The following is a 26,776-nucleotide window of genomic DNA, read 5'->3' on the forward strand; positions in this document are numbered from 1 at the left end:
TTTCGAATTGTACAAGTTTTGCATTGAGAATTTAAATTACCATGAATTATTTTTTGTATTTAATAAACTGAAGTATGAAGTACTCTTCTCCAAAGAGTACTTGCTTATTGATCCTTCCATCAGAAAGAAAAACAATAATCCAGTGTACGTTGTCTTGCTGATTTATCCAAGACTTTGAGACATCAAGCACTTAAAACTGATAAAATTTTGATATACAAGAATCATTAACTCTGAAAGAAATTAGTTTTGAGTCCGAATGATCAAAATATCTCAAAACAAGTAACTGGGCTTGTATATATAACAAAAAATATTGGATATGGGCATCGATAAACGAATCATGTAAATTGACTATAGGAATCCCTGATTATCAGAATACGGATACGCTATAGACACATTTCTAATGCAGTGCTACTCTTTACTTGTGAATCTAATTCCAAAGAAAGGAGAGGAAAGTAAACAACTATTTGGTTTCATGGTGGTCAATATAATTGAGGAGGATCGAATAACATTTGCTATCTTAGTAGCGGATTATCTAAAAGTCACTCCTAGAATTGTTCTAAATATCACAAATTTAAATGAGAGACTATTCGATAGTTAGTCTTCGAAGTAAATCGGTACCTCTTCAAGAAAAAAAGCAGCCTATATAAAAGGCCGCAAAAGAATTTAATCACTAGTAATTATATCACAAATCTTTTAAAAAGTGAGGTTGTCAAAGAACAAAAATATACGCTCCAAATTGTAAAGTGGAGATCATTGGAGGAGGGAAAGATGACTATGAAAGATTTGTACAACTCTTTAATGTACGCAGCTAGGGGTCATGCCCAGTGGGAGATTGAGACTTCATTTAACATTATAAAAAATCGGAAGAAGCTATTGATATTGTTCGTAATGGCTCTGCCCTTACTCATTCCGGCGATGGCTCATGCGGCAGCAACACTGCCCGCCTTTATCGGAGGGAAAGCAGCTTTCGGTCCGTCCTATTTTTCACCCGCTACGTTTTATGGCTCCATAGCCGTGGGCGTTATTGCAGGACTTATTACCGGGTGTATAGGAGCAGGCGGTGGCTTTGTCATTACTCCGGCACTGATGAGTTTGGGAGTAAAGGGTATATTGGCTGTAGGGACTGATATGTTTCACATTTTTGCGAAAGCTATCATGGGAACAACCCTGCATAAGAAAATGGGTAACGTCCACGCTGGTCTAGCCATCGCCTTTCTGATTGGTTCTGGTTTAGGGGTCACAGGCGGAGGTAAGATAAATCGTGCATTATATAATTTCAACCCTATAATGAGCGACTTTGTAATAAGTTCTATCTACGTGGTTCTATTGGGATTCCTAGGCATCTTTGCGATGAGCGAATATCTGAGTATGAGAAAAAATGCACCTAAAGACGGCGGAGATGCACATGGCGGCCCGGAAAAAATAACGGCCCTTGGAGCAAAGCTCCAAGCTATTAACCTAGCTCCCATGATTAAGTTTGATGACCACGTAGTCCCAGGCGGGAGAAGGATTTCTGGTTTCTTTGTAGCAGCATGCGGAGCTGTTACTGGCTTTTTAGCTTCAATACTGGGTGTTGGCGGCGGTTTTGTAACGTTTCCTATGTTTGTATACGGACTGGGGATCTCCACCGCAACCACAGTTGGGACAGATATATTTCAAATAATTTTCACAGCTGGTTATGGCTCTATTGCACAGTACGCCATCTATGGATATGTATTCTATACCTTAGCAATGGGGATGTTGTTAGGTTCGTTATTCGGCATCCAAATTGGGGCAATTACTACTAAAGTAGTCCCTGGCACACAGATCAAGGCCTTCTATGCATTAGCTATATTGGCGGGCTTTGTCAACAGACTTTTCGCACTGCCGGAAAAATTAACTCAGATGGGGTATATCACCCTGTCCGCTGCCTCTGGTGCTTTGATTACCAAGATTGGAGTGTGGTTATTCTTCGGCCTAGTTTCGATCTTTGCTTTCTGGATTATTAGCACATTTATCAGAAATATTCCTAAGCTCCGGGCTGAGGCTGCTGAAGAGTATGATACTAACGTCACCAAGGGAGGTGTTTCTCAATGAGTGTTGTTCGAAACAAAAAAACTTTTGTGATCGGTGTTTCAATGCTTCTAACTTTTGTACTATGCTATGTGGGAATGATGTCTCCAAACTTTGGTAACGGCAGGAATGGCCTGCAATACGCGGATGATATGTTTAACTCTTTGTCTAAGGGCTCAGCCTATTTTATCGATGAGTCTCAAAAAGTTGCTGATGGTCAAATCGGAAAAAACATTAACCTGGCAATTAAAGCTTCATCGCCTGAAGAGGCTGTAAAATGGGGTGAGTTGTACACTGTTGCAGGCGCCGATGTGACAATTAATGAATCTTCGCTGACCATCAATGGGGATTATGGTAAAATTCTAGGCGCCGTCGTGACTGACAGCGATTTCATGTATCACAATGATAGTCAACCATTGGAAAAAAAATATGGGTACGACGGTCGCGAAGCGACCTACAATTGGAACAGCTCTCTTAAGAAAATTGACGCAGCCCTAAAAGCCAAATCACAATTTCAGGAAGAATTTGACTTGGTTAAAGTACAACAAAAGGCCCTTGAGCCTGCCTACAACTATTACGGAGTAGAAATTAAGAAGGTTAGTGAGAATAAATTCAGTCTCGCCTTTTTGCTCAGCTTCTACCTTATATATACCGTGTGGTATGGCTTTGGCCTCTATTATCTCTTTGATGGTCTTGGTATTGTCGTAGCCAAACCGAAGAAGAAAACTGCATAAAATCATGCATTACCAGAGGATGAATTGTCGTTCTAAGGTGATTGCGGACCAGATGTCTTAAGCCCAGTTTAGTCAATACAATGAGACTTAACCTTTTGCTGCGATTAGTGGCACAATTAGAGACTTGTTAGTTGCAGCAAAAGGTTTTACTTTTCTAGCATAAAAGGCATTTCATATCCCGTTGTTTTTGATAGCCTTACTCTGTTGATGAGGGGATTGAGAAATGATGAAGAGAGATTCGGGGGAAAGAAGTTATCCCATTTGGGTATTAATTAATCCCAAACACCCTATAAGCCACGACAATTGGACACCTGTATTAGATGAAATTCAGGACAAAGTATATAGAGAAATGAATACAAGAATTGAAACTGCGAATATTTATTTTAGAAATGCTGTTTGCGATAGTAGAATAGTTCCTAATACCCTAAATTGGTGGGGACCTGAAGTAGATAAAGAAATTGAGTTATTCCGGGATATTTCCTTTGATTATAAACCGAAAATCCTAATATCTTTAGGTGCTTTTGCCTATGAATTTTTAAGGCGTGTCTATGAGATCAAGCCTGAAAAGGGACCAAAGGCATGGAGTACCGCTAACTTAGGAGAGGAATTTGAAAGAGCCATCGAGAACTTTGACATTAAGAAAACCAATATAATTCCCTTACTTCACCGAGTTGGAGCAAGTGCTAACTTTATTGACACTTACAATTATTTCTGCAGGAAAGACGGCGAGAATTACTATCATTATGTTGGTACAAAATTGGCTGAAAAGATTATTGAGAACAAGGACCGACTTAATATTTGGATTAATAACGTCAGTTTCAATTAATGCCACCTGCATTATGCCATATTGCCATCTTTAGGGAGGAGGTGACTGATTTGAATCATCCAAAGTTTAATGTGCTCCTCTATTTTGATGACTCACAGCAAGCTTTTTACGCGGTAGTTCATACGGCAACGCTTTTGAGAAATATGCCCAATATGCATTTGACCGTTGTCCAGGCACGAGAAGGGTGTGAAGATTCAAAGATTACGGAATATAGTTGGATCGATACAAAGGATCTAGTAACATGGGCCCTGGCAAGAGGTAATGTTAAGGGGACTGAATATCAATGGCCAATAAGCTCAACCTCTGATTGGATAAATCGTGTTTTTGGAAGATCCAGTTCTTCGATTCAAAACAAATATAATGAGATTCTTTCCAAAACTAACGAAGTGTTTACGGAAAGAGCAGAGGATGTCAGTCATGTTGTGATATATTGCAATCCGGGTATTTCAGATACCTTAGAGGCACTTTATGATTATGCAGCAAAAAATTCTTATAATTTGATTATTATGGGTACACGGGGACTTAACACTTTGAAAGTTTTGCTTTTCGGGTGTTTAGTTAATAGTTCTCCTATACCAATGATGTTAGTTAAGAAGCTTCCCCAGAGCTTTATGAAGTACTAGCAGTTGTCTTCAATCACCCAGCGTAAAGCAGAATTTAAAAAACACATGTCCTATGGAAATCCAAAGGCTTGTGTTTTTTAGTTCTATTCTTGATTTATGACAAGCATTTATCATTAATTTGCTATTATATCATATACTAAATTATGATATAATTAAGATTAAATCGTTTTAAAGGTGGAATTGTCATGATTGACTCGAAATCTCTTAAGGTACTTCTTTACGCGGATGGTTCACCGCATTCTTTTTCGGCAACTGTATACGCTGCCAGTTTGTTTTCTAGTTTATCCAATATGCAATTAACAATATTGCATATACATGAAAGTGCTCAAGGGTCTATTGAAGGAGATTATAATTTGTTGGAAACTTGGTCTTCTAACCCTAACACAGATTGGGTAGAACACTTAATAGATGAAGATTCGGATCAGGGAAGGGAGTACTCTGAAATTCTTGCAAAAACCAATAATATTTTTTCTAAACAAGGACAAAATGTCAATCGTCAGGTGATTTATTCAAATTACAATATACCGGACATCACTGAGGCAATTCTTAGCTACGCAACAAAAAAGAACTTTGAGTTAATAATAATGGGAACGCGAGGACTTAATAGTTTAAAAGGTCTGATTTATGGAAGTTTGGCTCACAGTGTGCTTAACAAGTCGGATATACCGGTCTTATTGATTAAGAAGCTCCCTCAAGAATTTATTGATAATTATTGCTCTGTCGACGATGAGTAACGAATGTTGCTAATCTTAAATAATATATATTCTAATAGTAGTATTAGATGACTTTTATATTATGTGTCAATAAGCCCAGGAGAGATATTGCATCTCTTCGGGGCTTATTTGATTACGTCAAGATATTTTCTGGAATTTCAAGAGCCCATTCCTAATACCAAGCCCGTTAATATTATATGATATAAATACACAAACAATAAATTTGTGAAGGAAATATGAAGATGTAAATTCAGGCACTGAGATGTCTTTGCTTCGAAGTTTGCTTGTGCTTGGCTTAATATGGTAAAATGCATTTGTTAGAAGGGTTTATTTTATCTTTAATTTTTATAGACGGATATTTATTGTGCAAGTTGAAGCACTACTGGTATGAATAGAAAGGTGGAAGAGCAATGGCAGTAAGACTTAGCAAAGGGCAAAAAGTAGACCTTACAAAAAGCAATCCTAACTTAAAGGAAATAATTGTCGGGTTAGGTTGGGCTTCAAATTCGTCAGCAAGCAGTTATAATTTTGATTTAGATGCATCGGCTTTTTTAATTGGATCTAATGGTAAGGTAAAGGATGAAAGTGACTTTGTCTTCTATAATAATCCATCTGGCGGTCAAGGTTCCGTAAATCACAGCGGAGATCATAAGAAGGGTTCCGGGGAGGGGGATGACGAGCAGATTCGCATCAATCTGTCAGGAGTACCTGCGTATATCGAGAGAATTTCTTTTACTATTACTATTAATGACGCCCAAATGAAACGGCAAAGTTTTGGAGATATCAAGAATGCTTATGTAAGGATTCTAAATGCCAGCACGAACGAATTATTGCTCAAATATGAACTTGGCGAGGAATTCTCCGTGGAAACGGCTATTGTTGCCGCTGAAATTTACCGCCATGCCGGGGAGTGGAAATTCAATGCTATTGGAAGTGGATTTCAAGGGGGGTTAGCTGCTCTTTGCCATAATTTTGGGTTGGAAGTTGAAGAAGAACAAAAATCCTCTGCAGCTGCTAATCCTTCAGTTAACTCTGGTTATGGAAATACTGGAAATGCTAACTTTGGAAATCAGGGAACAGGCAGCTCTGCTGTGCCTTACGGCGGTCCCCAAAACAACCAATATAATTCTCATGGACAAAACAGTCCTCAATCATATAGCCAGAATAACTCTCAGTCCTTTAGCCAGAATAACTCTCAGTCCTTTAGCCAGAATAATTCACAATCCTATGGACAAGCTCAGAATGCCGGCCATCAAGGTGGAATGGCCTGTCCGCGTTGCCATTCGAATCAGGTAACTGCGGGTAAGAAAGGGTTTGGTCTTGGCAAGGCTGCAATTGGCGGTGTTTTGTTAGGTCCAGTAGGGTTGTTGGCTGGGTTTATTGGAAGCAAAAATGTGGAATTTGTCTGTTTAAGCTGCAAGGAACGCTGGAATTCGGGCAGTAATACAAATACCGCTGAGTGGTTGCAAAAGCAAACTGAAAATGCTAAAAGCATTGTGAACAAATATATGGGGAAAGATCTCACAGAAGCCTTGGTTGCCGGCAGCGCATTGGTGGCCGTAGCGGACGGGGTTCTCGAACCTTCTGAAAGGGAAAAGCTCATTGATTATTTCCGTACTAGTCAGGAAATGCGTGGGATTAATATTACTGAAGTAGATTCTCGTTTTAATTACTATGTACAACGAATTCAGAGTGATCGTATGTTAGGTAAGGCTGAAGCATTGAGAGCGATCGGGAAATTAGCTAGTAAACCTGAAGCGGCACGTTTGGTGGTTCGGTTGTGTTGTGCAATTGGTTTTGCCGACGGGGAATTTGCCCCGGTAGAAAAGAAAACTGTGGAAGAGATTTGCTACGAGGTTCACTTAGACCCTAGGGAGTTCATATTTTAGGTTTCCTTGCAATTCGGCTTCTAGACAGAAGGTGCAAAAGTTAGGTGATACCGCGATTTTGGTCTGCAACGGGTTGTAGGTACTAGGCCTGTCATGGGAGTAAATAGGCAACCATTAGCATTGAATAATTAACCTAAAATAGACAATTGAGCTTAATAGCAAAAAATGCCTCTGGCCGCCATAAGGGTTAGGGGCATTTTAATGCTATTTTATCCAGTAAAACCTTATTTTCTCACATATATAAAGGAATTAGATATATTACTGTAGAATAATTAGAGAGATGAAGTATTACTTAGAATGAATATTGCCATAATCTAATTAGAGAAGTTGAATTGAGGAGTTAGACGAACTAAGAATGAATATTCAAATATTTGGAGTCAAGAAATGTTTTGACACTAAAAAAGCTGAACGTTATTTTAAAGAGAGAAAGATAAAATATCAATTTGTTGATTTGACAATGAAAGGCTTGAGTAAAGGAGAACTACAAAGTGTCAAAACTGCTGTTGGATTAAAGAATTTGATTAATTTTAACGCTAAAGATTACAAAAGGTTAAATATGGATCACATCATTTCGGAGTCTGGCAGGGAGGAAATGATCTTGAATAATCCCAGTCTTTATAATACTCCTATCGTACGCAATGGAAAACAAGCGACAGTAGGTTACGTACCGAGTATTTGGGAGTCGTGGCAAGAATAAAGGAGTGAGAAGATACGGAGACAAGTAAGGAAACTAGAACTGTCTTAAAACAATCCAATGATATTTTTAAAGATATACTGTCTCCTTTGAAAGAAAGGGGTTCACAACCCTATGTTTATTTCTATCGTATTGTTGGATGTAATGACGAGAGAGAGTACCTCTCTAAGATATTTAGTTTAGTTGAAGAACTAAAAATAACGGGCAACTACATTTTGTTTGAAAAATCAATTCCTGTCAGTACTGATTCTAAAATAATCGACCGTGCAAGAAAGTTGTTTGAGCCAGTCCCGCTTAAGGATTTTAGCAATGGAGCACTTTTAAATCTGTTAGATTCAAAGGGCTATTTTTCATTAAGCTCAGATAGCCAAGTTAATCGAAGGATAAAAAATGCATTTGGCATAATTCTTAATCTTTTTATAACAAATGAGAAAGTGATTAATTTAAGTATTGCTGTAAACTTTGGTACTAAAATCTTGCTCTGGTTTGGAGATTACGGTAAACAAATTAGCAAGAAATCACCCTTTAATCCTAAGGTGGTTTACTGGGGAAGTCCCAAGAAACATGAAATTTATTTCCTTATCCTAATGTCCCTCATAGGGTGTGATGTTCTTGTACTTAATACATCTCTAAGAGATAAGTTCGATAATATAGATAAATACAATGAATTTTCCATGATTATAAAATATCCCAATGAACTTCCCATTGGAGCCTTTCCCGCAGCACAGAACACTCTAGAAAAAATGAAGATTATGACTGCCCAGCCTAAATCGGAGAAGAAGAAAACTGAATCAACCCAACAAAATGAACTGGATAATAGCTTCTTGAGTGATCCGGCAGCAGTGGTAAAACTTAAGAGAACTGAGACGATTTTAGAGGATATACTTGTTCCCTTAAACAAACGAAGCGGCTATATCGGTAAACCATATCCCATACTTCCGGCATATTTTGTTCGTTATATTGGGGTACCCGGCTCTTCAGATGATTGGGAGGCGGAATACTACAATAGTCTTTATAATTTGGACAGATCATTGCAGATGTCGGGCTTTTATCTTAAATTCATGGAAGGCATTGCTGCTCCGAGTGCAGAGGAAAGCGATATGATTCCCAATAGGCTTATAGGTTATCGATTCCAAAATCGATTTGAGATTATTGAACAAATTCTTATGGATAAGATACTTCCTCAAATGCACGATGAGCTTTTGGATAATACAATCAGAAATACCTTTGTTGAGATAGTTAATCTTTTTGCAGAGAAGAGCAAAAATGTTAACATTTCTATAGTTTTAAATTTCTCGTTGAAAATAATTAGCTGGTTCAATCGATATCTTCCCCAACTATTTCCAAAAGGGAATCTAAACAATAACGCTGGGATCGAGGCCTTTAATTACGAACATAACCCCAAAATCTTGTTCTATGGAAATATTAAAGCTCATGAAATCTTTCTGCTAACCGCTTTTCACAGGTTAGGATGCGATGTGCTTTTTATGCATTCTGATGAAGATGGAGATAGGCCGTTTCAAATCTTTGATGAGGAGAATACGTTGACCCATCTTATTAGAAATAAGCATAATTTGCCGTTGGAACCCTTTCCAAAAGGGGAGAGATTGATACGCAAAAGCACAATTGCCTATAATGCTTCTAAAGAGATTGAGGAAGTGATTTATAGTGAAGAGGTGGGTCTTTTTAAACCGTGGCAGTTTGAAAGTTACGTGACACAGCCTATTACCCTTAAAACCACCTATGACGAACTCAAAATACTTTGGAGAGAACCATCTAAACTTCGTCCAGAGTTTAAAATTCAGAATAAAAAAGTGTATGTACCTAATTTATTTGCAAAAATCAATGGTGTTAGCGAGGAGCTAACTGCTTATTGGCAAGACCTAAAAGAGCTTTCCACAGCTCCTAATACCAGGCTCATGGAAAATGTTCCGTTTACGAAGATCAATTACACCAAACCAGAACTATATCACTCAAATTATTTATTGGACGAACAGGGTCTTTTGGATGAGCTCAAGGCAGTAAAGAGCAGTCATTACAAGTTTGGCTATCTTAAAGCACCGCTACAGCATTTTCTAATTATGAAAATCAACGAATTATTTTGTTCAGGAATATTTTTAACACCGGTAGATGAAAAATTTAAACTTAAGATTATCATGACAATTTTAACCTTGGATGATGAAATGCTCAAACTCATTGAAGTATTTGATTATCCTCAAGAAATACCCAAAATCATTATCTATGACAATAAAAAAGAATCTTTCACTGAAAACGATTCCATTCTGCTTGCCTATTTTAATCTTATCGGCCTTGATATTCTCATCTTTACGCCAACTAATTACAGGACCATTGAGCATTTCATTAAGCCGAGTCTTTTCGATCTATATCAGCTTCCACAAGTAAAATACGACTTAGTACTTCCGGTCTTAAACAACATTCCGGCGGCTCTCAGCCAGAAACCCGGGCTTTTATCTCGGTTTTTCAAACTTCGTTGATCAATACTGCCGCAATATTATTAATAGGCAGGATTTTGGACAGACCATTGCTTAATTTCAACGCTTTGTGCGAATCTTTCAGCCATTAGACTTAGCAAGATGACAGCAATTTAATTAAAGGGGGAGCGTAAATGGAGATTCAAGGTTTTACAACGAAACTAACTGAGGATAAAAGCTTAGTTCCGGCACTCATTCCAGAATTTGATCTTGAAAAGAAGAAAAACGAAGTTATGGCTAAAGTTATGGAAAGCCCTGAGGTTCGCAGTATTGTACGCCAAATTAATATAGAAGATGTAAATTCTATTATGACCTTTGGTAAAAACACCGCAGAAGAGGTTTCGAGGTTTTCAGATGCTATTCTTCATTCCATGCAGTCTACAAAAGTCGAGGACTCAGGAGAACTGTTAATTCAACTCAATAAGATCATGGAAAAGTTTGACATTAAAGATTTTAAGGATAAACCTCCCGGCTTTTTAGAAAAGATATTTTCTAAAGCTAAGAATTCAGTGGATGCGCTCTTTAAGAAATACAACTCAATGGGTGATGAAGTTGATAAGGTTTTTGTCACCCTGAAAAAATACGAAGCGGAAATTGGCGTTGCTAACAAACATTTGGAAGATATGTTCAACAAAAATAGCGAGTATTACGAGCAATTAGGGCAATACATATATGCTGGTCAAGTCGTTCTGGCTGAGCTTAAGAATAATATTATCCCTACTGCCCAAGCCAAAGCTGATCAGACTGGGGAGAGGCTGGACCAAATTGCGGTTAATAACCTCATGCAGGTACAAGAGATTATGGAACAACGAATTTACGATCTGCAACTTGCGGAAAATGTAGCCGTCCAAAGTATGCCTACCATTAAGGCCATTGAATATGGTAATTATAACTTAGTACGCAAGATCAATTCTGCTTTTGTGATCACAATGCCAATCTTTAAGCAATGCTTAGTACAAGCTATCATGTTAAAACGCCAATCCGTTCAAGCAAAAGCGATGAGTGCCTTAGATGAGAAGACCAATGAGCTTTTACTTCGAAATGCTGAAAATACTGCGTTGCAATCAAAGATGGTTGCCAAGCTGGCTACAGGAAGTTCTGTAAGTATTGAAACCCTTGAAAAATCATGGCAGACCATTGTTAATGGCATCGAGGAAACAAAAGCGATCCAAGAAGAAATGAGACAAAAACGTCTGGATGGAACAAAAAGATTAGAGGTGCTAAAACAAGACTTTGTTAATCGCGGGATTGTAAGATAGTGCAGTTACGCGGGGTCTGACAAGTAAAAAAAACGTGGTAATCACAATATTTATAAAATGGACCATGTGTCAAGGAAAATTTAAAAAAGGCTAAAATAAGAATACCCTCATGTCAAATAATGATGTGAGGGTATTCTTCTGTATTTTTATTGGATACTCACTACTTTTCAATTAAGTGGCATATTGATTAGGTACCGTTTTGATAGGTTTCATTGGTAACGGTCATTGTTGTAATAGTCCATATATAATCTCGAAGTCCTGTTCGAGTCATGGCCAGCGCCATAAACGACAACTAAGGTCAATCCCCCGCCTGTGGCTTGGTGATAGAAAAAGCTATAAGTTGAAATAATTGGTAATCAGAAAACATGCACTAATTTCCGATTGTTGGAATGAAGCAGTATTTTTTGAGGGACAAATATAGTATCTGTAAAATTATTCAATATCCTAAAGGATGAAAGGGTTTCTTTGTTGACTATAGATAATTTTGAGAGTAATATACTTCATGTGCGAAATAAACGTTGACGAAATATTCGAGATGGAAATGTATGTGTGCGAATTGTTTGAGGAGTGAGAAGAAATGGACAATTTTAATGAAAGCACCAAAGTAGCAAACCTTTTTCAGGAAGTGATGGTCCTTTTTAAGCAGAGTATGAGTAAAGTTTTTGAGGATTCAGGAATTACAGCGTTGCAGAGTATGGTGCTTCGAATTATAAGTATGGAAAAAAAGGTCAAGATAACCGAACTCAGCAGTAAACTTAGCTTGCCTAATAGTACTTTATCAGGAATTCTGGATCGCCTTGAAAAACAAGAAATGGTAGTCAGAGAACGAAGTCTAGAGGACCGGAGAGTCGTCTATGTGAGTATTTCTCCCCACTTCAAGGACGTTCATCAAGAAATGCATAAAAATTTGAAGTCTAATATTGAAAAAGTCTTGAAACAAGGAACCCAAGAAGATCTCAATGAGATTTTTCAGGGTCTTAATACCCTGAAAAATCTTTTGAGTGACACTGGGAAAAACAATCAATAACATTAAAAGACGAGGAGACAGATATGATTAAACTGTTTAAATTATTAAAACAATATACCTTAGAGATAGCAGTTGTGATTGTACTTCTTTTTGTACAAGTGCTTTCAGATCTCTATTTACCTACCCTAATGGCTGATATTGTTGATATAGGGTTAGCTAACAAAGATGTTAATTATATCATTAAAATTGGTGGTTTCATGCTGTTCATTGCAGCCGGAGGAACTATATGCGCGATTATAGCGACCTATCTCTCCTCAAAAACTGCCGTCGGTTTTGGCAAGATTTTGCGTGAAAAGATTTTCACCAAAGTTGAAAGTTTCTCTTTGCATGAGTTCGATAAATTAGGAACTGCTACACTGATTACAAGAACGACAAATGATGTAACTCAAATTCAACAAGTATCTGTTTTGATCCTTAGTATGATGATTACTGCGCCTTTAACCTGTATTGGCGGAGTTATTATGGCTTTGCAACAGGATACGTCCTTAGCTTGGGTACTTGTGGTTGCAATTCCCATACTTTTCGCTATTATCGGTCTAACCTTGAAGAGAGGGTTGCCTTTGTTTAAGGTAATGCAGGAAAAGATTGATCGATTAAATCTTGTTCTACGGGAAAAGCTTACCGGAATTAGAGTCATACGTGCTTTTAATCGCATCGAAAAAGAAAGAGTTCGATTTGATGAGGCCAACGCAGACCTCATGGACAACGCAATCAAGGTCAATTTAATCATGGCTGTCTTAATGCCTGCTATGATGCTAATTATGAACTTAACCACTGTAGCACTCGTTTGGTTCGGTGCTCTTAGAATCGACGAGGGATCAATGCAAATTGGGTCACTTTTAGCTTTTATTCAATATGCTGCTCAAATCTTATTCTCCTTGCTCATGCTGGTAATGTTATTTATTATGGTACCTCGTGCTCAGGTTTCAGCAGTAAGAATCAATGAAGTCCTTGATACGGATCTAGACATCATTGATCCTGAAAAATCAAAACAAGTGAACGATGAAAGAGGTTTTGTTGAATTTAAGGAGGTTTCCTTTAGATATCCTGGTGCAGACCAACCAGCTCTTAACAATATAACCTTTAGTGCCAAGCCGGGTGAGCTGACAGCGATCATTGGAGGTACCGGTTCAGGTAAATCCACATTGATTAATTTAATGACACGTTTCTACGATGTTGAAAGCGGCAGTGTTTTGGTCGATGGAGTCGATGTTCGGGAAATGAGTCAGAAAGCGCTTCGTGCCAAGATCGGGTTCGTTCCTCAAAAAACCGTGCTGTTTTCGGGTACCATTGCTGAAAATATAAAATACGGAAAACAAAATGCTACTAAGGAAGAGATTGAACATGCGGCGCAGGTTGCCCAAGCAACGGAGTTCGTCTCTGGGTTGGAAGCAGGCTTTGATCATCCTATTGCCCAGGGAGGTACTAATGTTTCGGGTGGACAGAAGCAACGGATTTCAATTGCCCGTGCTTTAATCAGAAAAGCTGAGATCTATATTTTTGATGACAGTTTTTCCGCCCTGGATTTTAAAACTGATGCCAAGTTGCGGGCGGCGCTTAAACCTGAAATTGCAAACTCTACGGTTTTTATTATTGCTCAAAGTGTCTCAACAGTTCGGGATGCTGATCGAATTATCGTCTTAGATGAGGGGGAGATCTCTGGCATTGGAACGCATAAAGAACTGCTAAATACCTGTAAGGTATATCGAGAGATTGTGGCTTCCCAGCTGTCAGAGGAGGAATTAGCGTGAGCGAAGAACGTAAAGCAGATAAATCTCAAGGGTTTGGTGGAAAAGCAGGGGGCCCGGCAGGATCTCTAGGAAAACCGGTAGAAAAAGCAAAGAATTTTAAAGGGACACTTTTCAGGTTGCTCAGATATTTAAAACCTCAGAGAACCAAATTCATTGCAGTGTTTATCTTTGCCCTCCTGAGCTCAATTTTCAGTATTGTGGGACCCAAAGTAATGGGTAAGGCGATCACAAAAATAGGTGAAGGTTTTGCGGGTAAAATGATGGCCCTAAAGATGAATCAGCCTGTTCCACCTATGGATTTTACGTATATAGGTCAGATCGTGTTAATTCTTTTAGGATTATATCTTATTAGTGCAGCATTCAGTTATTTGCAACAATATATTATGGCGGGAGTTTCCCAAAAAACCGTCTATAATATGCGTAAAGAAGTTGATGAGAAACTCTCCCGTTTACCGCTTAAGTTCTTTGATGCCAGAACACATGGCGAAATTTTGAGCCGGGTAACTAATGACTTTGACAATATTTCAACTACCTTGCAGCAAAGTCTTACCCAACTGATAACTTCTATCGCAACTATTATTGGTGTAGTTGTTATGATGCTTTCAATAAGCCCTATATTAACACTTATTGTTATTTTAACTCTTCCACTCTATGTTGTAGTGACTATGAATATTGCCAAACACTCTCAGAAACAATTCTCGGCTCAGCAAAAGTCACTGGGAGAACTTAATGGGCATGTTGAAGAAATGTACACTGGGCATAGAATTGTTAAGGCATTCGGACGAGAAGGTGATTCCATCGAAACCTTTAATGCTATTAATGACAGACTATATACTGCTGGTTATAAAGCGCAGTTTATATCAGGAATAATAATGCCTTTAATGAGATTAGTCAGCAATTTGGGGTATGTGATTGTCAGTGTTGTAGGCGCTCTTTTTGCCATTAATGGTTCGATTACTATTGGTGATATTCTAGCCTTTATTCAATATTCAAGACAATTCACGATGCCAATCGTTCAGACTGCCAATATAGCTAATATTATTCAATCGACTGTGGCATCGGCTGAGCGTGTATTCGAACTTCTTGATGAGGTTGAAGAATTACCGGATAGTGCTAATGCTAAAGTTATTGCTTTGCCTAAGGGAGAAGTGAGATTCGAAAATGTAGATTTCAGCTATAAAGAGGAAGAACCACTGATCAAGAACGTGAATATTGATGTCAAACAGGGAAATACAATCGCTATCGTTGGACCAACGGGTGCCGGCAAAACGACTCTAGTAAATCTATTAATGCGGTTCTATGAACTAGATGCCGGTAAAATCACGATCGATGGAGTTGATATCCGAGATATTAAGCGTGGAGCTTTACGCAGTATGTTTGGCATGGTGCTTCAAGATACTTGGCTCTTTAACGGTACAATTATGGAAAATATAGCCTACGGTCGTGAAGGTGCTACAGAAGAAGAGGTTATGCAAGCAACCAGAGCTGCTCATGCTCATCACTTTATTAAAACACTGCCTGATGGCTATAACACGATCTTGAATGAGGAAGCGTCTAATATTTCTCAGGGTCAAAAACAACTTCTCACAATTGCTCGGGCAATCCTGGCAGATCCTGCAATCTTAATTCTGGATGAAGCGACAAGCAGTGTTGATTCGCGAACTGAGGTTTATATTCAAAGAGCGATGACGGAACTAATGCAAGGAAGAACCAGTTTTGTAATTGCCCATAGACTTTCGACGATTAGAGAGGCAGAATTGATCTTGGTTATGAACAAAGGAAGTATTATTGAAATGGGTAATCATGTTGAACTTCTTGCAAAGAACGGTTTCTATGCAGATCTTTACAACAGTCAGTTCACTGGAGCGGATCTAGTTAATGATGCAGTGTAAAAATATAGTTGCAACCAATTAGTCCATTATTCTAAAAAAAGATGCTGTCAGGGTAAGAGACAGCATCTTTTTTTATACAGTCAAAATATCTAAGGAATGAATACGAATTCATATTGCCAAAAAAAAGAAAATGAGATATAATTTACTCATAATTATTTGTATACAATTAATGATATACAAATAAATGTCTTACCAACAATATTGAGGTGTAAATTAGTGAACGAGATTAAGACTAACAGCAGCAGGCCGTCAAAGTATGTCTGCTACAAACTCAGCAGGGTGATGAGAAAGGTCCATCGTTATTACGAAAGCAGCTTTTCACAATACGGTATTACTCCTGCTCAATTCTATGTACTTAGCGCAGTGTGGGAAAATGATGGAGTCAAGTTTAAAGACCTTGCTAAAAGCCTAGAGATGGATGGCTCGACTCTTACCTCCATTCTTGACAGGTTAGAACGGCAGGATTTACTCGAGAGGAGAGACGACCCAGAAGACAGGCGTTCACTCTTGGTCTTTCTAACTAAAAAGGCTAAACAGAGTATTGTCGAGATAACCTGTCTGGCGGAAAAGCTTAATCAAGAAATCAAAGAACGTTTTTCGGAAGAAGAGTACGCGACGTTTGAAAGAGTACTTGAAAAACTATCCCAGGAATAATTTTTTTTAATATTAACTGTTAGAATATTCAACTATTTATTTAGGCATAATTTAATTTTTGTTAAAGAGATATTAATTAAGAGGAGGTTTTATAATGTCAATTCTTTTTTCTCCCGCTAAGATAGGCACACTCCAACTTCGCAACCGTCTGGTGATGACACCTATGCATTTAGGATATAGTCCTAAAGGAGAGGTTAATGACCAGCTAATCGAGTTTTATCGAGCGCGAGCTCGAGGCGGGGTTGGTTTAATTATAGTTGGCGGGTGCGGCATCGACAGGATTGGAAATGCATTTGGAATGACTCAAATTGATGATGACCGTTACATTCCTGGATTGCGTCAATTAGTTGATGCGGTACACGCTGAGGGTGCAAAAATTGTGCCCCAGCTTTATCAAGCCGGGCGATATACACATTCTGCCCTTACAGGTAAGCCATCCGTGGCTCCTTCTCCAATCCCTTCTAAATTAACTGGGCAGACCCCTGAAGAGCTTACCGAGGAAAAGATTAAAGAAGTGATAGATTCATTTAGCAACGCTGCAAAAAGAGCCCAAACAGCAGGATTTGACGGTGTGGAGATTTTAGCGAGTGCCGGCTATCTTATATCCCAATTTCTTTCTCCTGTTACTAATCAACGTACAGATCGTTATGGTGGAGACCTTGAAGCTCGGATGACCTTTGGACTTGAGGTAGCAGAGGCAATTCGTAAAGCGGTCGGACCTGACTTTCCTATCATTGTTAGGGTTGCTGGGAATGACTTTGTTCCAGGCAGCAACACGAATACAGAATCACGTGCCTTTTGCCAAGCTCTCGAAAAGGTTGGAGTTAATGCAATCAATGTAACTGGGGGATGGCATGAAACTCAAGTTCCTCAAATTACCATGAATGTTCCCCCTGGAGCTTATGCTTACCTCGCTCATGGCATTAAACAGGTGGTTTCTATTCCTGTAATAGCGTGTAATAGGATAAAGACGCCTGAATTGGCTGAGAACATTTTAGAAGAGGGACTGGCAGATTTTATCGGTATGGCCCGACCGTTGCTAGCGGATCCCGAACTGCCAAATAAAGCCATGAATGGAGAGACAGATAGCATTCGTCCTTGTATAGGGTGTAATCAAGGGTGCTTAGACAATATATTTCGCCTGAAACCAGTCAGCTGTTTAGTAAATGCTGAAGTCGGACGAGAGTTTGAACTAGGTCCAATCCCTCAATCTGCTCAAACTCAGAAAGTTCTAGTCATTGGGGCTGGATGCGCAGGAATGGAGTTTGCACGTGTCGCAACTCTTAGGGGTCATAAGGTAACTATTTGGGAAGAGAGTGGGCAGCCGGGAGGACAATTAGCCCTAGCCGCAGCTCCTCCGGACCGACAAGACTTCGGGTACTTAGCAAATTACTTAGCCAGTGCTTGCCAGAAACTTGGAGTAGCAATTCAGTACAATGTCAAGGCTACCTCAGATATGATTCTGACCGCTGTACAGAAGGAAGGGTATAATAGGGTAGTAATTGCTACCGGAGCCCGACCCATTATGCCGTCTATCAAAATAGAAGAAGGAGTAAGGGTGCTTCAGGCTTGGGATGTATTATTAGGTCGTGAAAAAACGGGGCAGAACGTTATTATTGTTGGCGGTGGAGCTGTTGGGGTGGATACTGCTCTGCTTCTGGCAGAAGCTGGCACACTGAATAGTGAAACTTTACGTTTTCTCATGTTGCAGCACGCAGAAACAGATCAAGAACTCTATCGCTTATTGACACAAGGAAGTAAAAAGATTACAGTTTTAGAGATGGTAAAAGGAATTGGACGAGATATCGGTGCAAGTACCCGCTGGTCTATGTTGGCAGATTTAAAACGCCACAAGGTCAGTTGTTTGGACAATCATACTGTGCTCGAAATACGTGCGGATGGAGTTTTAGTGGAGAGCACCGGTGACAGTACTCAAAAAGTAATTCCGGCGGACACCGTCGTTTTAGCGATAGGTTCCTGTTCTCAGAATGAACTCTACAATAATCTGCAAGGTAAGTTAGAGAATTTAAGCATTATCGGAGATGCGGCAAAACCGCGTAAAGTCCTCGATGCTATCCATGAGGCTTATGCTGAGGGGATCAAGTAGTTAAAAGGAGGGGAATATAAAGCTTGGGCCATATTATTAATGCTAAAGAAGAGATATACTTTGCACTAGCCGAACGCTTAAGTAAGACTCCGGAAGGAGCACCAATAAACGAACATCTCATGGAAATTCTCCATCGTCTTTATACGGAAAACGAAGCTTTAGTGGGCAGCAAATTCTCGTCCATACCGATGCCTTTGAGTAAGATCTCGTCTCTTTCAGGCATTGAGGAATCAGAATTGAAAGTAATACTAGATGGAATGTCAGATAAAGGGTTGGTATTGGACATTCCACGTAAGGATACCTTCTATTATATGTTAGCCCCGATGTTAGTTGGTTTCTTTGAATACACTTTTATGAGGACGGGGGATAATGTTAACTTAAAAGAGCTGGCAGAGTTATTCGAAACCTACTTTCACAGCCCAGGTGTGATGAAAGAAATTGCCGGTGTGGATACCAAAGTCATGAGAACCCTGATTTATGAAAATGTCATACCTTTGGCAGTAGAGACTGAAGTTTTAGACTATGAGAAGGCTACAGAAATTATCCGGCAATCCGGCGGTGGTGCTATCAGCATATGCGCTTGTCGACATGAGGCATCTCATCTCGGTACAGCCTGTGATGCACCAACAGAAGTCTGTATGTCTCTTGGAGGTGCAGCCGAATGGATAATACGCAAAGGTCTAGGCAAGCCAGCATCTGTCGATGACCTGTTGAAGGTACTTAAGCAAACGCAGGAACTCGGTTTGGTTCATCTGTGTGATAACGTGCTGAATAAACCGACCTACATTTGTAACTGTTGTGGTTGTTGTTGCAAAGTTCTCCGCGGCATCAATGAACAACAAGTCTTTGCCACTCATCCTAGTAATTTCATGCCTCTCCTAGAATTAGACAGTTGCATCGGCTGTGGTATTTGCGCTGAAAAGTGCCAAATCCATGCAATTACTATGTCAGACAGAAAAGGTGGAGGTGAAATACCGGTTTTGAATAGTGAGGTCTGTATTGGTTGTGGAGCGTGTTCAGCTGCTTGTCCAAGCCAATCGCTGACCATGTCTCGCCGAGCAGTGTTGTCAGTACCCCCGGAAAACATCAGGGAAAAATTTAAAAGAATGGCTTTAGAGAAAGGCCGATAAAACGAAGAGCTTATGATATTATTAAAGTGAAAATTGAAGTTGCGTTAAACAAGCCTGGGTTTCCAACTCTCGGAAACAGGCTTGTTTTTCATCGCAGTATCGTTAAAAGAAGTGTGACACAATTCACAGCTTCTCAGCCAAAATACGAGTATAATTAATTATTACATCTTGACTGGGAGTGATTCGATAATGCAGGTACCATCGCCGCTGATTAGTTACATAACAAAAATGAAGGGTTTCAAAAGGACAACTCCTCTAGTCGCACCTGTGCCCTTAGACATAATGCTCACAATGCTTGGAACAATAATAGGGATAACACTCATCGTTCTATTATCGTACAAATTTGAGATGTCTATCGTAGCATCCTTTGGCGCTTCTGCAGTGTTAGTTTTTGGTGCTCCTGATGCTCCTATGGCCCAACCCCGCAATGTTATTTTTGGACACACGCTTTCAGCTGCTGCGGCTGTTGCAACTGTTATGATGTTTGGTTTAACATGGTGGACACCTGCCTTAGGCACAGCACTGGCATTGCTCATCATGCTTATCACAAAGACAACTCATCCACCAGGGGGGGCAACGGCATTATTTGCCATCTTGAGTCAAGCACAACCGAGCTATATTTTGACGCCGATTATGGCTGGCGCCGTAATACTGGTAATAATCGGACTTCTTGTCAATAACTTGTCTCCCAATAGGCACTACCCCAGGTATTGGTACTAACTCGAGATTAATAGCTCGAGAGTGGAATGCACTGAATTTAGAGTCCGATTTGGGAGCTCAGGCGAACGCTGAAGCTTTAAATATTAAAGGACTATTGAACGGAGGATAATATATGTTTAAAAATATTTTAGTGCCAACTGATGCTTCCGAAGCTGCAAAACGTGCTTTAATATTAGCCTTAGATTTAGCTAAGAAGTTTGATTCTCGTATTCTTCTCCTTCATGTGGTGTATACACCAGAGGCCTTGGGGTATACACTTTCAAACGGAATTCCAGTACCCCAAGAAGAAATCAGTATTTATGGGAATGAGGCTTTAGCGGCAACTCTTGCCGGAATTGATATTGGAATAGTTAAGCTTGAGAAGAAGCAAAGACCTGGGCATACAGCAAACGCTATTCTGGAAGAGGTCAAGAGCGAACAGATTGACCTCGTTGTTATGGGAAACCGCGGATACGGACCGATTGCAGGATCTATGCTGGGGAGCGTTAGCCAACGAATATTAAGCAAAGCGGAATGTCCGGTTATGATTGTAAAGTAGTGTTTCAAATCTAGTGGTAAGTATATGATTTTACATTTGCGTGTGTGCAAATTCCTAAATAAAATACTTATGGTATAATGAATGAAGGGATATTAGAGAAAAGGCAATTAAAGTAGGGAGAGAATGAAAAAACTATTCAACATATGTCATCTCGAAAGGGATGGCTTTTAGTTTAAAATAAACTATATCTAGACAAGAAGGACAAGCAAGTGGTAATGTACTTGTTGGCGGATAATCATTTATACTATCCCTGATAGTACTTAATTTATTGCTAAATCGTATATTAATCATTCACAGATGGATGTTACAAATTTAGCAGCTATTACAGTATCGAATTAATATCTTTAAGGATGTGAACCGTTCTTGTCAGCAAAGCAATATAATGCAGAATCTATCCAGGTCTTAGAAGGACTGGAGGCAGTCCGAAAACGACCTGGCATGTATATCGGTTCCACGGGAAGCAGAGGGCTTCACCATCTGGCCTATGAAATCATTGACAACGCAATTGATGAGGCTGGGGCAGGTTTTTGTGATCGTATCGCCGTTACTATTAATATAGATGGATCAATAACCATCGAGGATAATGGACGCGGAATTCCGGTTGACATACATCCTGATAAGAAAATTGCGGCTGTGCGGTTGGCTTTTGAAACCCTGCATGCCGGAGGGAAATTTAATGGAGAAACCTACAAAACTTCCGGAGGATTACATGGCGTCGGAGCAAGCGTGGTCAATGCCCTGTGTATTTATGTCACCGTAGACATAAAACGGAATGGAAAACTATATCGTGTTGAGTATGTTAATGGGGGTCAATTGAAGTCGGATTTACATAAAGTGGGGAAAAATACCCAAGGCACTGGAACAACTGTTACGTTTAAGCCTGATCCACTTATTTTCAAAGAAACAACTGTTTTCAAATATGACACGCTAAGAAGTCGTTTAATGGAGCTCTCTTTTCTTAACAGCGGACTAACTATTATTCTGAATGATCAACGCGGAGAAACAAGATCAGAAACCTTTTCTTCTAAAAATGGAGTCATTGGCTTTGTGGAACATTTAATCAAAGAATCAAGCTTCTCCCCAGTACATAAGAAGGCCATCTATTTTAATGGAGAAAAAGACGATGTAATTGTGGAATGTGCTATCCAATATAATGACGGGGATGATGAATCTCTCCATTCTTATGTTAACAATATCCCTACCGATGAGGGAGGAACTCATGAGTCAGGCTTCCGAACGGCGTTAACTAAAGTTTTTAATAATTACGCACGTAAAAACAATCTCTTTAAGAAAGATGAAAATCTCATTGGGGATGACCTGAAAGATGGTTTAACTTGTGTACTGTCCCTCAAAGTTAAAGACCCTCAATTTGAGGGACAGACCAAGACCAAACTTTCTAACATGGAAATTGAGGGGATTGTGCAGTCGTTAACCAATGAGGGGATCAGCCAGTTCTTTGAGAATAACTCTTCAATAGCTAAAGACGTTATCAATCGAACTTTAACAACCTGCCTTATAAGACTGGCGGCGAAGAAAGCTAAGGAACTTAAGAAGAAAGCTCGAGATGCTGAGGTTAAGGCACTAAGTGGTAAACTTGCGGCCTGCAGCGGGAAGGACAAAACCCGTAATGAACTTTTCCTAGTCGAGGGAGACAGTGCCGGCGGGTCGGCTAAAATGGGACGTGATCGACGGTTTCAAGCCATTCTTCCTCTCAGAGGAAAAGTCATTAACACTTATCGTGCTAAGATAGACAAGGTTTTAGAAAACGAAGAAATCAGAAGCATCATCACCGCGGTTGGCGCGGGAATCGGCAAAGAATTTGATTTAGAGAAGGGCAATTATGCACGTGTATGTATTATGACTGATGCTGACATCGATGGTGCGCATATTCGTTGCCTGTTGTTGACTTTCTTCTATAGATATATGAAACCGCTTATTCTGGGCGGAAGGGTCTTTATCGCCCAATCTCCCTTATATAAAGTGGAGAAGGAACGAGGCAAGATTATCCGTTATGCTTTTGATGACAATGAATTAAAAAAAGAACTGAAGGAACTGGGGAAAACAGCGAAGATATCACGTTATAAAGGACTTGGTGAAATGAATCCTGAACAGCTTTGGGAAACAACCCTGAATCCAGTTAATAGGCGCATGATTCAGGTGACGATAGACGATACTCTAGAAGCGGAGCGTAAGCTTAGAATTCTGATGAGTGAGCAAGTTGAACCAAGGCGTGAATTCATGATGGAAAATATCGTTTTTACCGACGATGATATGTAGAGTTTTAGGGGGAGTACCCAATGAGTATAACAGAAGACAATATCATTCAGCGTCCGCTCGAGGACGTCTTACCGGAGGCCTTTTTAGGCTATTCCAAACACGTTATTTTACAGCGGGCTGTTCCTGATGTCAGGGATGGGCTCAAACCGGTTCATCGCAGAATCCTATTTTCCATGGACGAAATTGGAATGCACACAGACAAACCCTATAGCAAGTCAGCCCGACTAGTGGGGGACTGTATGGGGAAATACCACCCTCATGGGGACTCGTCAATTTATGAATCTGCAGTTCGCATGGCACAACCTTGGGCAACCCGATACCCTATGGTAGATGGTCAGGGTAATTTTGGTTCAATTGATGGGGACAATGCAGCTGCTATGCGTTACACGGAAATGAGAATGACGCATCTATCCCAGCTCATGACTCAAGATATAGAGAAAAACACGGTTCTTTTTAAAGAAAATTATGATCAAAGACTCAAAGAACCTGTTGTATTGCCAAGCCCTTTTCCTAACCTTTTAGTAAACGGCGGATCAGGGATTGCTGTTGGTATGATGTCTAATATACCTCCCCATAATTTGCGAGAAGTCATTGCAGGCGTGATACATCAAATAGATAATCCGCAAGTCACGGTCGATGAACTCATGGAAAAGGTAAGTGGTCCGGATTTCCCAACTGGTGGACTGATTATTGGCACTGAGGGCATTGTTAATGCCTATAAAACAGGTCGCGGAAAAGTGACGATGCGTGGTAAAGCAATGATTGAGCAAAGTAAAAACGGAAAAAGCTCAATCCTAATTACCGAGATTCCATATCAAGTTAATAAATCAACATTGGCTGCCAAGATTGAAACGCTGGCAGATATAGGTAAGATAGAGGGAATTAGTGAGGTCAGGGATGAGTCGGACCGAGAGGGAATTCGGCTTGTTGTCGAATGCCGCAAAGAGGCCGATCCACTGAAAATCTTACGACTTCTTTATAAACACACTCAACTGGAAGATACATTTGGAATCATTAACTTAGTTATTACAGCAGAAGGCACTCCGAAGGTTCTGGGTTTAAAAGAGATTAATGGGGCTTTTATTAAACATCGAACAATCGTTGTTACAAAACGTACAGAATATGATTTGGAGAAGGCTCGTTTAAAAGCTCACATCCTAGAGGGCTTAGTTATTGCTATCAATAACCTGGACGAAGTGATTGCCCTTATTCGTGCCAGTAAAACCCCTTCATTAGCTAAGGCTTCACTTATTACCCGTTTCGAACTGTCTGAGATTCAAGCTCAAGCCATTTTAGACATGAAGCTTCAACATTTGACGAACTTTGAATTAGATGGAATTATTAAAGAACATGCAGAGGCTTTAAAACTTATTGCATATTTAGAAAGTATCTTAGCGGATGTTAACAAAGTATATGAGATTATTAAAAAAGAACTTAAAGACATTGCTGATAAATACGGAGATGATCGACGCACTCTCATTTTGCCAGAGGAAATGAGGGATCAGATGGATCTAAGTTCTTTTGAAGAACCTGAAAGTTTGTTTCAAGTCATGCTTACAACCAATGGATTTATTAAACGGATTCCACTCCAAACTAGAAACAAGAAAGATAACTCCCTTGTTTGTTCGTTTAAGGATGGAGATATCTTAAAAGAGAGGATAACCTGTACTAACAAGGATATTTTATATTTTTTCACCCAAACAGGTAAGTTTTACACTATTAATGCAAAAACAGTCCCTGAAGCAAAGAATAAAGACAAAGGGGGACCGCTGACTAACCTATTCACATTGCCAATAGGAGAAAATGTAGTTTCTACCCTTCCCCTTAAAGATGCATCAGAAGAGTTATGCTTTGTTTTTGTTACCAAGGATGGACAGGTTATGAGGAGTCCGGTGAGTGATTTTATAAATGCTCGCTCTTCAGAAGCCATGGGGCTTAAAGATGAAGATGTTATTGTTAAAGTGTTCCTCAGCGATGGCCAGGGGGAATTATTCTTGGCCACATATAAAGGCCAAGCGATTCGTTTCCAAGAAACGGAAATCAATACCATGGGCCGAAAATCACGCGGTGTTAAAGGAATGGCTTTAGGGAATGAAGATTGGATTGTTGACGCGTTGATTTTAAGTAATTCGGAAGAAGATCCTCTCGGAGATTTAGTGACGGTTACTCAACGAGGATTCTTAAAACGGACATACTTAGAAGAATATAAACCCCAAGGCCGTGCAGGAAAGGGGATCGCCATTGGCAAGGTTGACCCTGTTGGTACGGGTTTTATTATTGGCGTCATGCAAGTTAAAGATGATGACATTTTAAACGTTATACAACTCAGCGGAATCGTAACTAAACTTGAGATGAAAAACGTTAAAACAGAGTCCCGGGTAAAAGCCGGAACGCAATGGATCCCTGTTTTACTGAGTGATTACACAGTCGGAATAATATAGAGCAGATAATCAATTTTACCTCCTGCAGAAAGCTCCATTAAATTATGATTGAATAATGAAGTGAATGAAACAACATAATATGATTAAAGAGAGCTTAAGTGGGAGGTATATAAAAATGGAGATTACTGAAGTTATAGTTGACGGGTCTGGATTTGATAAGGAATATAACTTTGACAATTACGCATTAACTCTAGTCTTTAAGAATAATATGACAGAAAAAACAGTGAGGGCAAATCTGCGTTATTATCCTTCAGAAAACGAATGGGATCTTAATCCAATCTTTTACGAGTACACAAAAGATGAAAAACTAGCTATGATCGAGCAAATAATCCATGATGACAACTTTAAATCAGCGTTCCAAAACACAGATAACTATTTGGATCACTAGTCAACCGCTGTCAGACTTGCAACCTCATAACTATAATCGGAGAAATATTATTGTTGCCAAATAATTGATCAAAAATAGTTGACAGCAAACAATGAAAATGGTATTATAACTGAGCGCCACGAAGATGGGGAGCGGTTAACAAGTAGAAGATTGAATGCTTAGACTTATCAGCCAAAGTAATGACAACTTAGGTATTGACAACGTAAGTTGAAAATGCTAGTGTGTTTATCTGGCCCAAACGGGCTATGGAAAATGATGGTCTTTGAAAACTAAACAACAAGGACAGCCAATGAGAGAAACTCGAAAGAGTTTCAAAAGAAATCATGAGCGAATCATCTTCTTCATTGAAGTGAGATAACTTTTTTTGGAGAGTTTGATCCTGGCTCAGGACGAACGCTGGCGGCGTGCCTAACACATGCAAGTCGAACGGTCTAATGCTTAACACTGAGTGTTCAGTAAGGTAGGGGACAGCGAGAGCGCGAAGAATGAGCGCTCCACGCATTCAATAAGTGCCAACAATACCGATGGGAAGCTGAATATTGAGTGTTAAGTATTAGATAGTGGCGGAC

General features: G+C 39.6%; 20 protein-coding genes and 1 rRNA gene. All 21 read left to right on the plus strand.

The window, feature by feature from the left end; genetic code table 11:
* The first annotated feature begins 774 nt into the window (after positions 1-774).
* Positions 775-2,076 (plus strand): sulfite exporter TauE/SafE family protein, encoded by a 1,302-nt coding sequence (locus BUB11_RS19805; RefSeq protein ID WP_073031663.1) that lies wholly within the window; start codon positions 775-777, stop codon positions 2,074-2,076.
* Positions 2,073-2,786, plus strand: coding sequence for a hypothetical protein (locus BUB11_RS19810; protein WP_073031631.1), 714 nt, complete (start codon positions 2,073-2,075; stop codon positions 2,784-2,786). The genes BUB11_RS19805 and BUB11_RS19810 overlap by 4 nt, the downstream gene beginning before the upstream one ends.
* Positions 2,787-3,009: 223 nt before the next feature.
* A complete protein-coding gene (locus BUB11_RS19815; RefSeq protein ID WP_073031632.1) occupies positions 3,010-3,612 on the plus strand; it encodes a hypothetical protein in 603 nt (200 codons plus the stop codon).
* Positions 3,613-3,662: 50 nt separating this feature from the next.
* The gene (locus BUB11_RS19820; RefSeq protein WP_073031633.1) at positions 3,663-4,235 is read left to right on the plus strand and encodes a universal stress protein; all 573 of its coding nucleotides are present in this window, start codon (positions 3,663-3,665) and stop codon (positions 4,233-4,235) included.
* A 185-nt stretch (positions 4,236-4,420) separates the two neighbouring features.
* Entirely contained in the window at positions 4,421-4,969 is a 549-nt protein-coding gene (locus BUB11_RS19825) for a universal stress protein (protein ID WP_073031634.1), read from the plus strand.
* 389 nt (positions 4,970-5,358) lie between these two features.
* Positions 5,359-6,837 (plus strand): TerD family protein, encoded by a 1,479-nt coding sequence (locus BUB11_RS29125; protein ID WP_073031636.1) that lies wholly within the window; start codon positions 5,359-5,361, stop codon positions 6,835-6,837.
* 355 nt (positions 6,838-7,192) lie between these two features.
* A complete protein-coding gene (locus BUB11_RS19835) occupies positions 7,193-7,534 on the plus strand; it encodes an arsenate reductase family protein (RefSeq protein ID WP_073031639.1) in 342 nt (113 codons plus the stop codon).
* 86 nt (positions 7,535-7,620) lie between these two features.
* Positions 7,621-10,026 (plus strand): YceG family protein, encoded by a 2,406-nt coding sequence (locus tag BUB11_RS19840; protein WP_073031641.1) that lies wholly within the window; start codon positions 7,621-7,623, stop codon positions 10,024-10,026.
* Between the two features lie 131 nt (positions 10,027-10,157).
* Positions 10,158-11,282, plus strand: a complete 1,125-nt coding sequence (locus BUB11_RS19845) for a toxic anion resistance protein (RefSeq protein ID WP_073031643.1) — start codon at positions 10,158-10,160, stop codon at positions 11,280-11,282.
* 577 nt (positions 11,283-11,859) lie between these two features.
* Complete coding sequence (locus tag BUB11_RS19850; RefSeq protein WP_073031645.1) at positions 11,860-12,309, plus strand: MarR family winged helix-turn-helix transcriptional regulator; 450 nt, start codon at positions 11,860-11,862, stop codon at positions 12,307-12,309.
* A 23-nt stretch (positions 12,310-12,332) separates the two neighbouring features.
* Positions 12,333-14,060: an ABC transporter ATP-binding protein gene (locus BUB11_RS19855; RefSeq protein WP_073031647.1), complete on the plus strand. Its 1,728-nt coding sequence runs from the start codon at positions 12,333-12,335 to the stop codon at positions 14,058-14,060.
* Complete coding sequence (locus BUB11_RS19860; protein ID WP_073031650.1) at positions 14,057-15,952, plus strand: ABC transporter ATP-binding protein; 1,896 nt, start codon at positions 14,057-14,059, stop codon at positions 15,950-15,952. The genes BUB11_RS19855 and BUB11_RS19860 overlap by 4 nt, the downstream gene beginning before the upstream one ends.
* 216 nt (positions 15,953-16,168) lie before the next feature.
* Positions 16,169-16,606 (plus strand): MarR family winged helix-turn-helix transcriptional regulator, encoded by a 438-nt coding sequence (locus BUB11_RS19865; protein WP_242947619.1) that lies wholly within the window; start codon positions 16,169-16,171, stop codon positions 16,604-16,606.
* A gap of 94 nt (positions 16,607-16,700) precedes the next feature.
* Complete coding sequence (locus BUB11_RS19870; RefSeq protein WP_073031651.1) at positions 16,701-18,713, plus strand: oxidoreductase; 2,013 nt, start codon at positions 16,701-16,703, stop codon at positions 18,711-18,713.
* Between the two features lie 23 nt (positions 18,714-18,736).
* Positions 18,737-19,843 (plus strand): 4Fe-4S dicluster domain-containing protein, encoded by a 1,107-nt coding sequence (locus BUB11_RS19875; protein ID WP_073031652.1) that lies wholly within the window; start codon positions 18,737-18,739, stop codon positions 19,841-19,843.
* 189 nt (positions 19,844-20,032) lie between these two features.
* Complete coding sequence (locus BUB11_RS19880; RefSeq protein WP_073031653.1) at positions 20,033-20,563, plus strand: HPP family protein; 531 nt, start codon at positions 20,033-20,035, stop codon at positions 20,561-20,563.
* 112 nt (positions 20,564-20,675) lie between these two features.
* Positions 20,676-21,101: a universal stress protein gene (locus BUB11_RS19885; protein ID WP_073031654.1), complete on the plus strand. Its 426-nt coding sequence runs from the start codon at positions 20,676-20,678 to the stop codon at positions 21,099-21,101.
* Between the two features lie 363 nt (positions 21,102-21,464).
* A complete protein-coding gene (locus BUB11_RS19890) occupies positions 21,465-23,378 on the plus strand; it encodes a DNA gyrase/topoisomerase IV subunit B (RefSeq protein WP_073031655.1) in 1,914 nt (637 codons plus the stop codon).
* 20 nt (positions 23,379-23,398) lie between these two features.
* Positions 23,399-25,819 (plus strand): DNA gyrase subunit A, encoded by a 2,421-nt coding sequence (gyrA, locus tag BUB11_RS19895; RefSeq protein ID WP_073031656.1) that lies wholly within the window; start codon positions 23,399-23,401, stop codon positions 25,817-25,819.
* 115 nt (positions 25,820-25,934) lie between these two features.
* Positions 25,935-26,207 carry a hypothetical protein gene (locus tag BUB11_RS19900; protein ID WP_073031657.1) on the plus strand — a complete coding sequence of 91 codons (273 nt, stop codon included), beginning with the start codon at positions 25,935-25,937 and terminating at the stop codon, positions 26,205-26,207.
* Between the two features lie 361 nt (positions 26,208-26,568).
* Positions 26,569-26,776 (plus strand): 16S ribosomal RNA (locus tag BUB11_RS19905); the annotation flags it as partial.

Origin of the sequence: Desulfosporosinus lacus DSM 15449, assembly GCF_900129935.1 — a bacterium.
Lineage (GTDB): Bacteria > Bacillota > Desulfitobacteriia > Desulfitobacteriales > Desulfitobacteriaceae > Desulfosporosinus > Desulfosporosinus lacus.

What these genes read in the sequence shown, in the direction of transcription:
- BUB11_RS19835 (WP_073031639.1), top strand. Translation starts at nt 7,193, where the DNA reads ATGAATATTCAAATATTTGGAGTCAAGAAATGTTTTGACACTAAAAAA.
- BUB11_RS19885 (WP_073031654.1), top strand. Translation starts at nt 20,676, where the DNA reads ATGTTTAAAAATATTTTAGTGCCAACTGATGCTTCCGAAGCTGCAAAA.
- BUB11_RS19900 (WP_073031657.1), top strand. Translation starts at nt 25,935, where the DNA reads ATGGAGATTACTGAAGTTATAGTTGACGGGTCTGGATTTGATAAGGAA.
- BUB11_RS19855 (WP_073031647.1), top strand. Translation starts at nt 12,333, where the DNA reads ATGATTAAACTGTTTAAATTATTAAAACAATATACCTTAGAGATAGCA.
- BUB11_RS19850 (WP_073031645.1), top strand. Translation starts at nt 11,860, where the DNA reads ATGGACAATTTTAATGAAAGCACCAAAGTAGCAAACCTTTTTCAGGAA.
- BUB11_RS19880 (WP_073031653.1), top strand. Translation starts at nt 20,033, where the DNA reads ATGCAGGTACCATCGCCGCTGATTAGTTACATAACAAAAATGAAGGGT.
- BUB11_RS19825 (WP_073031634.1), top strand. Translation starts at nt 4,421, where the DNA reads ATGATTGACTCGAAATCTCTTAAGGTACTTCTTTACGCGGATGGTTCA.
- gyrA (WP_073031656.1), top strand. Translation starts at nt 23,399, where the DNA reads ATGAGTATAACAGAAGACAATATCATTCAGCGTCCGCTCGAGGACGTC.
- BUB11_RS29125 (WP_073031636.1), top strand. Translation starts at nt 5,359, where the DNA reads ATGGCAGTAAGACTTAGCAAAGGGCAAAAAGTAGACCTTACAAAAAGC.
- BUB11_RS19810 (WP_073031631.1), top strand. Translation starts at nt 2,073, where the DNA reads ATGAGTGTTGTTCGAAACAAAAAAACTTTTGTGATCGGTGTTTCAATG.
- BUB11_RS19870 (WP_073031651.1), top strand. Translation starts at nt 16,701, where the DNA reads ATGTCAATTCTTTTTTCTCCCGCTAAGATAGGCACACTCCAACTTCGC.
- BUB11_RS19845 (WP_073031643.1), top strand. Translation starts at nt 10,158, where the DNA reads ATGGAGATTCAAGGTTTTACAACGAAACTAACTGAGGATAAAAGCTTA.
- BUB11_RS19815 (WP_073031632.1), top strand. Translation starts at nt 3,010, where the DNA reads ATGATGAAGAGAGATTCGGGGGAAAGAAGTTATCCCATTTGGGTATTA.
- BUB11_RS19805 (WP_073031663.1), top strand. Translation starts at nt 775, where the DNA reads ATGAAAGATTTGTACAACTCTTTAATGTACGCAGCTAGGGGTCATGCC.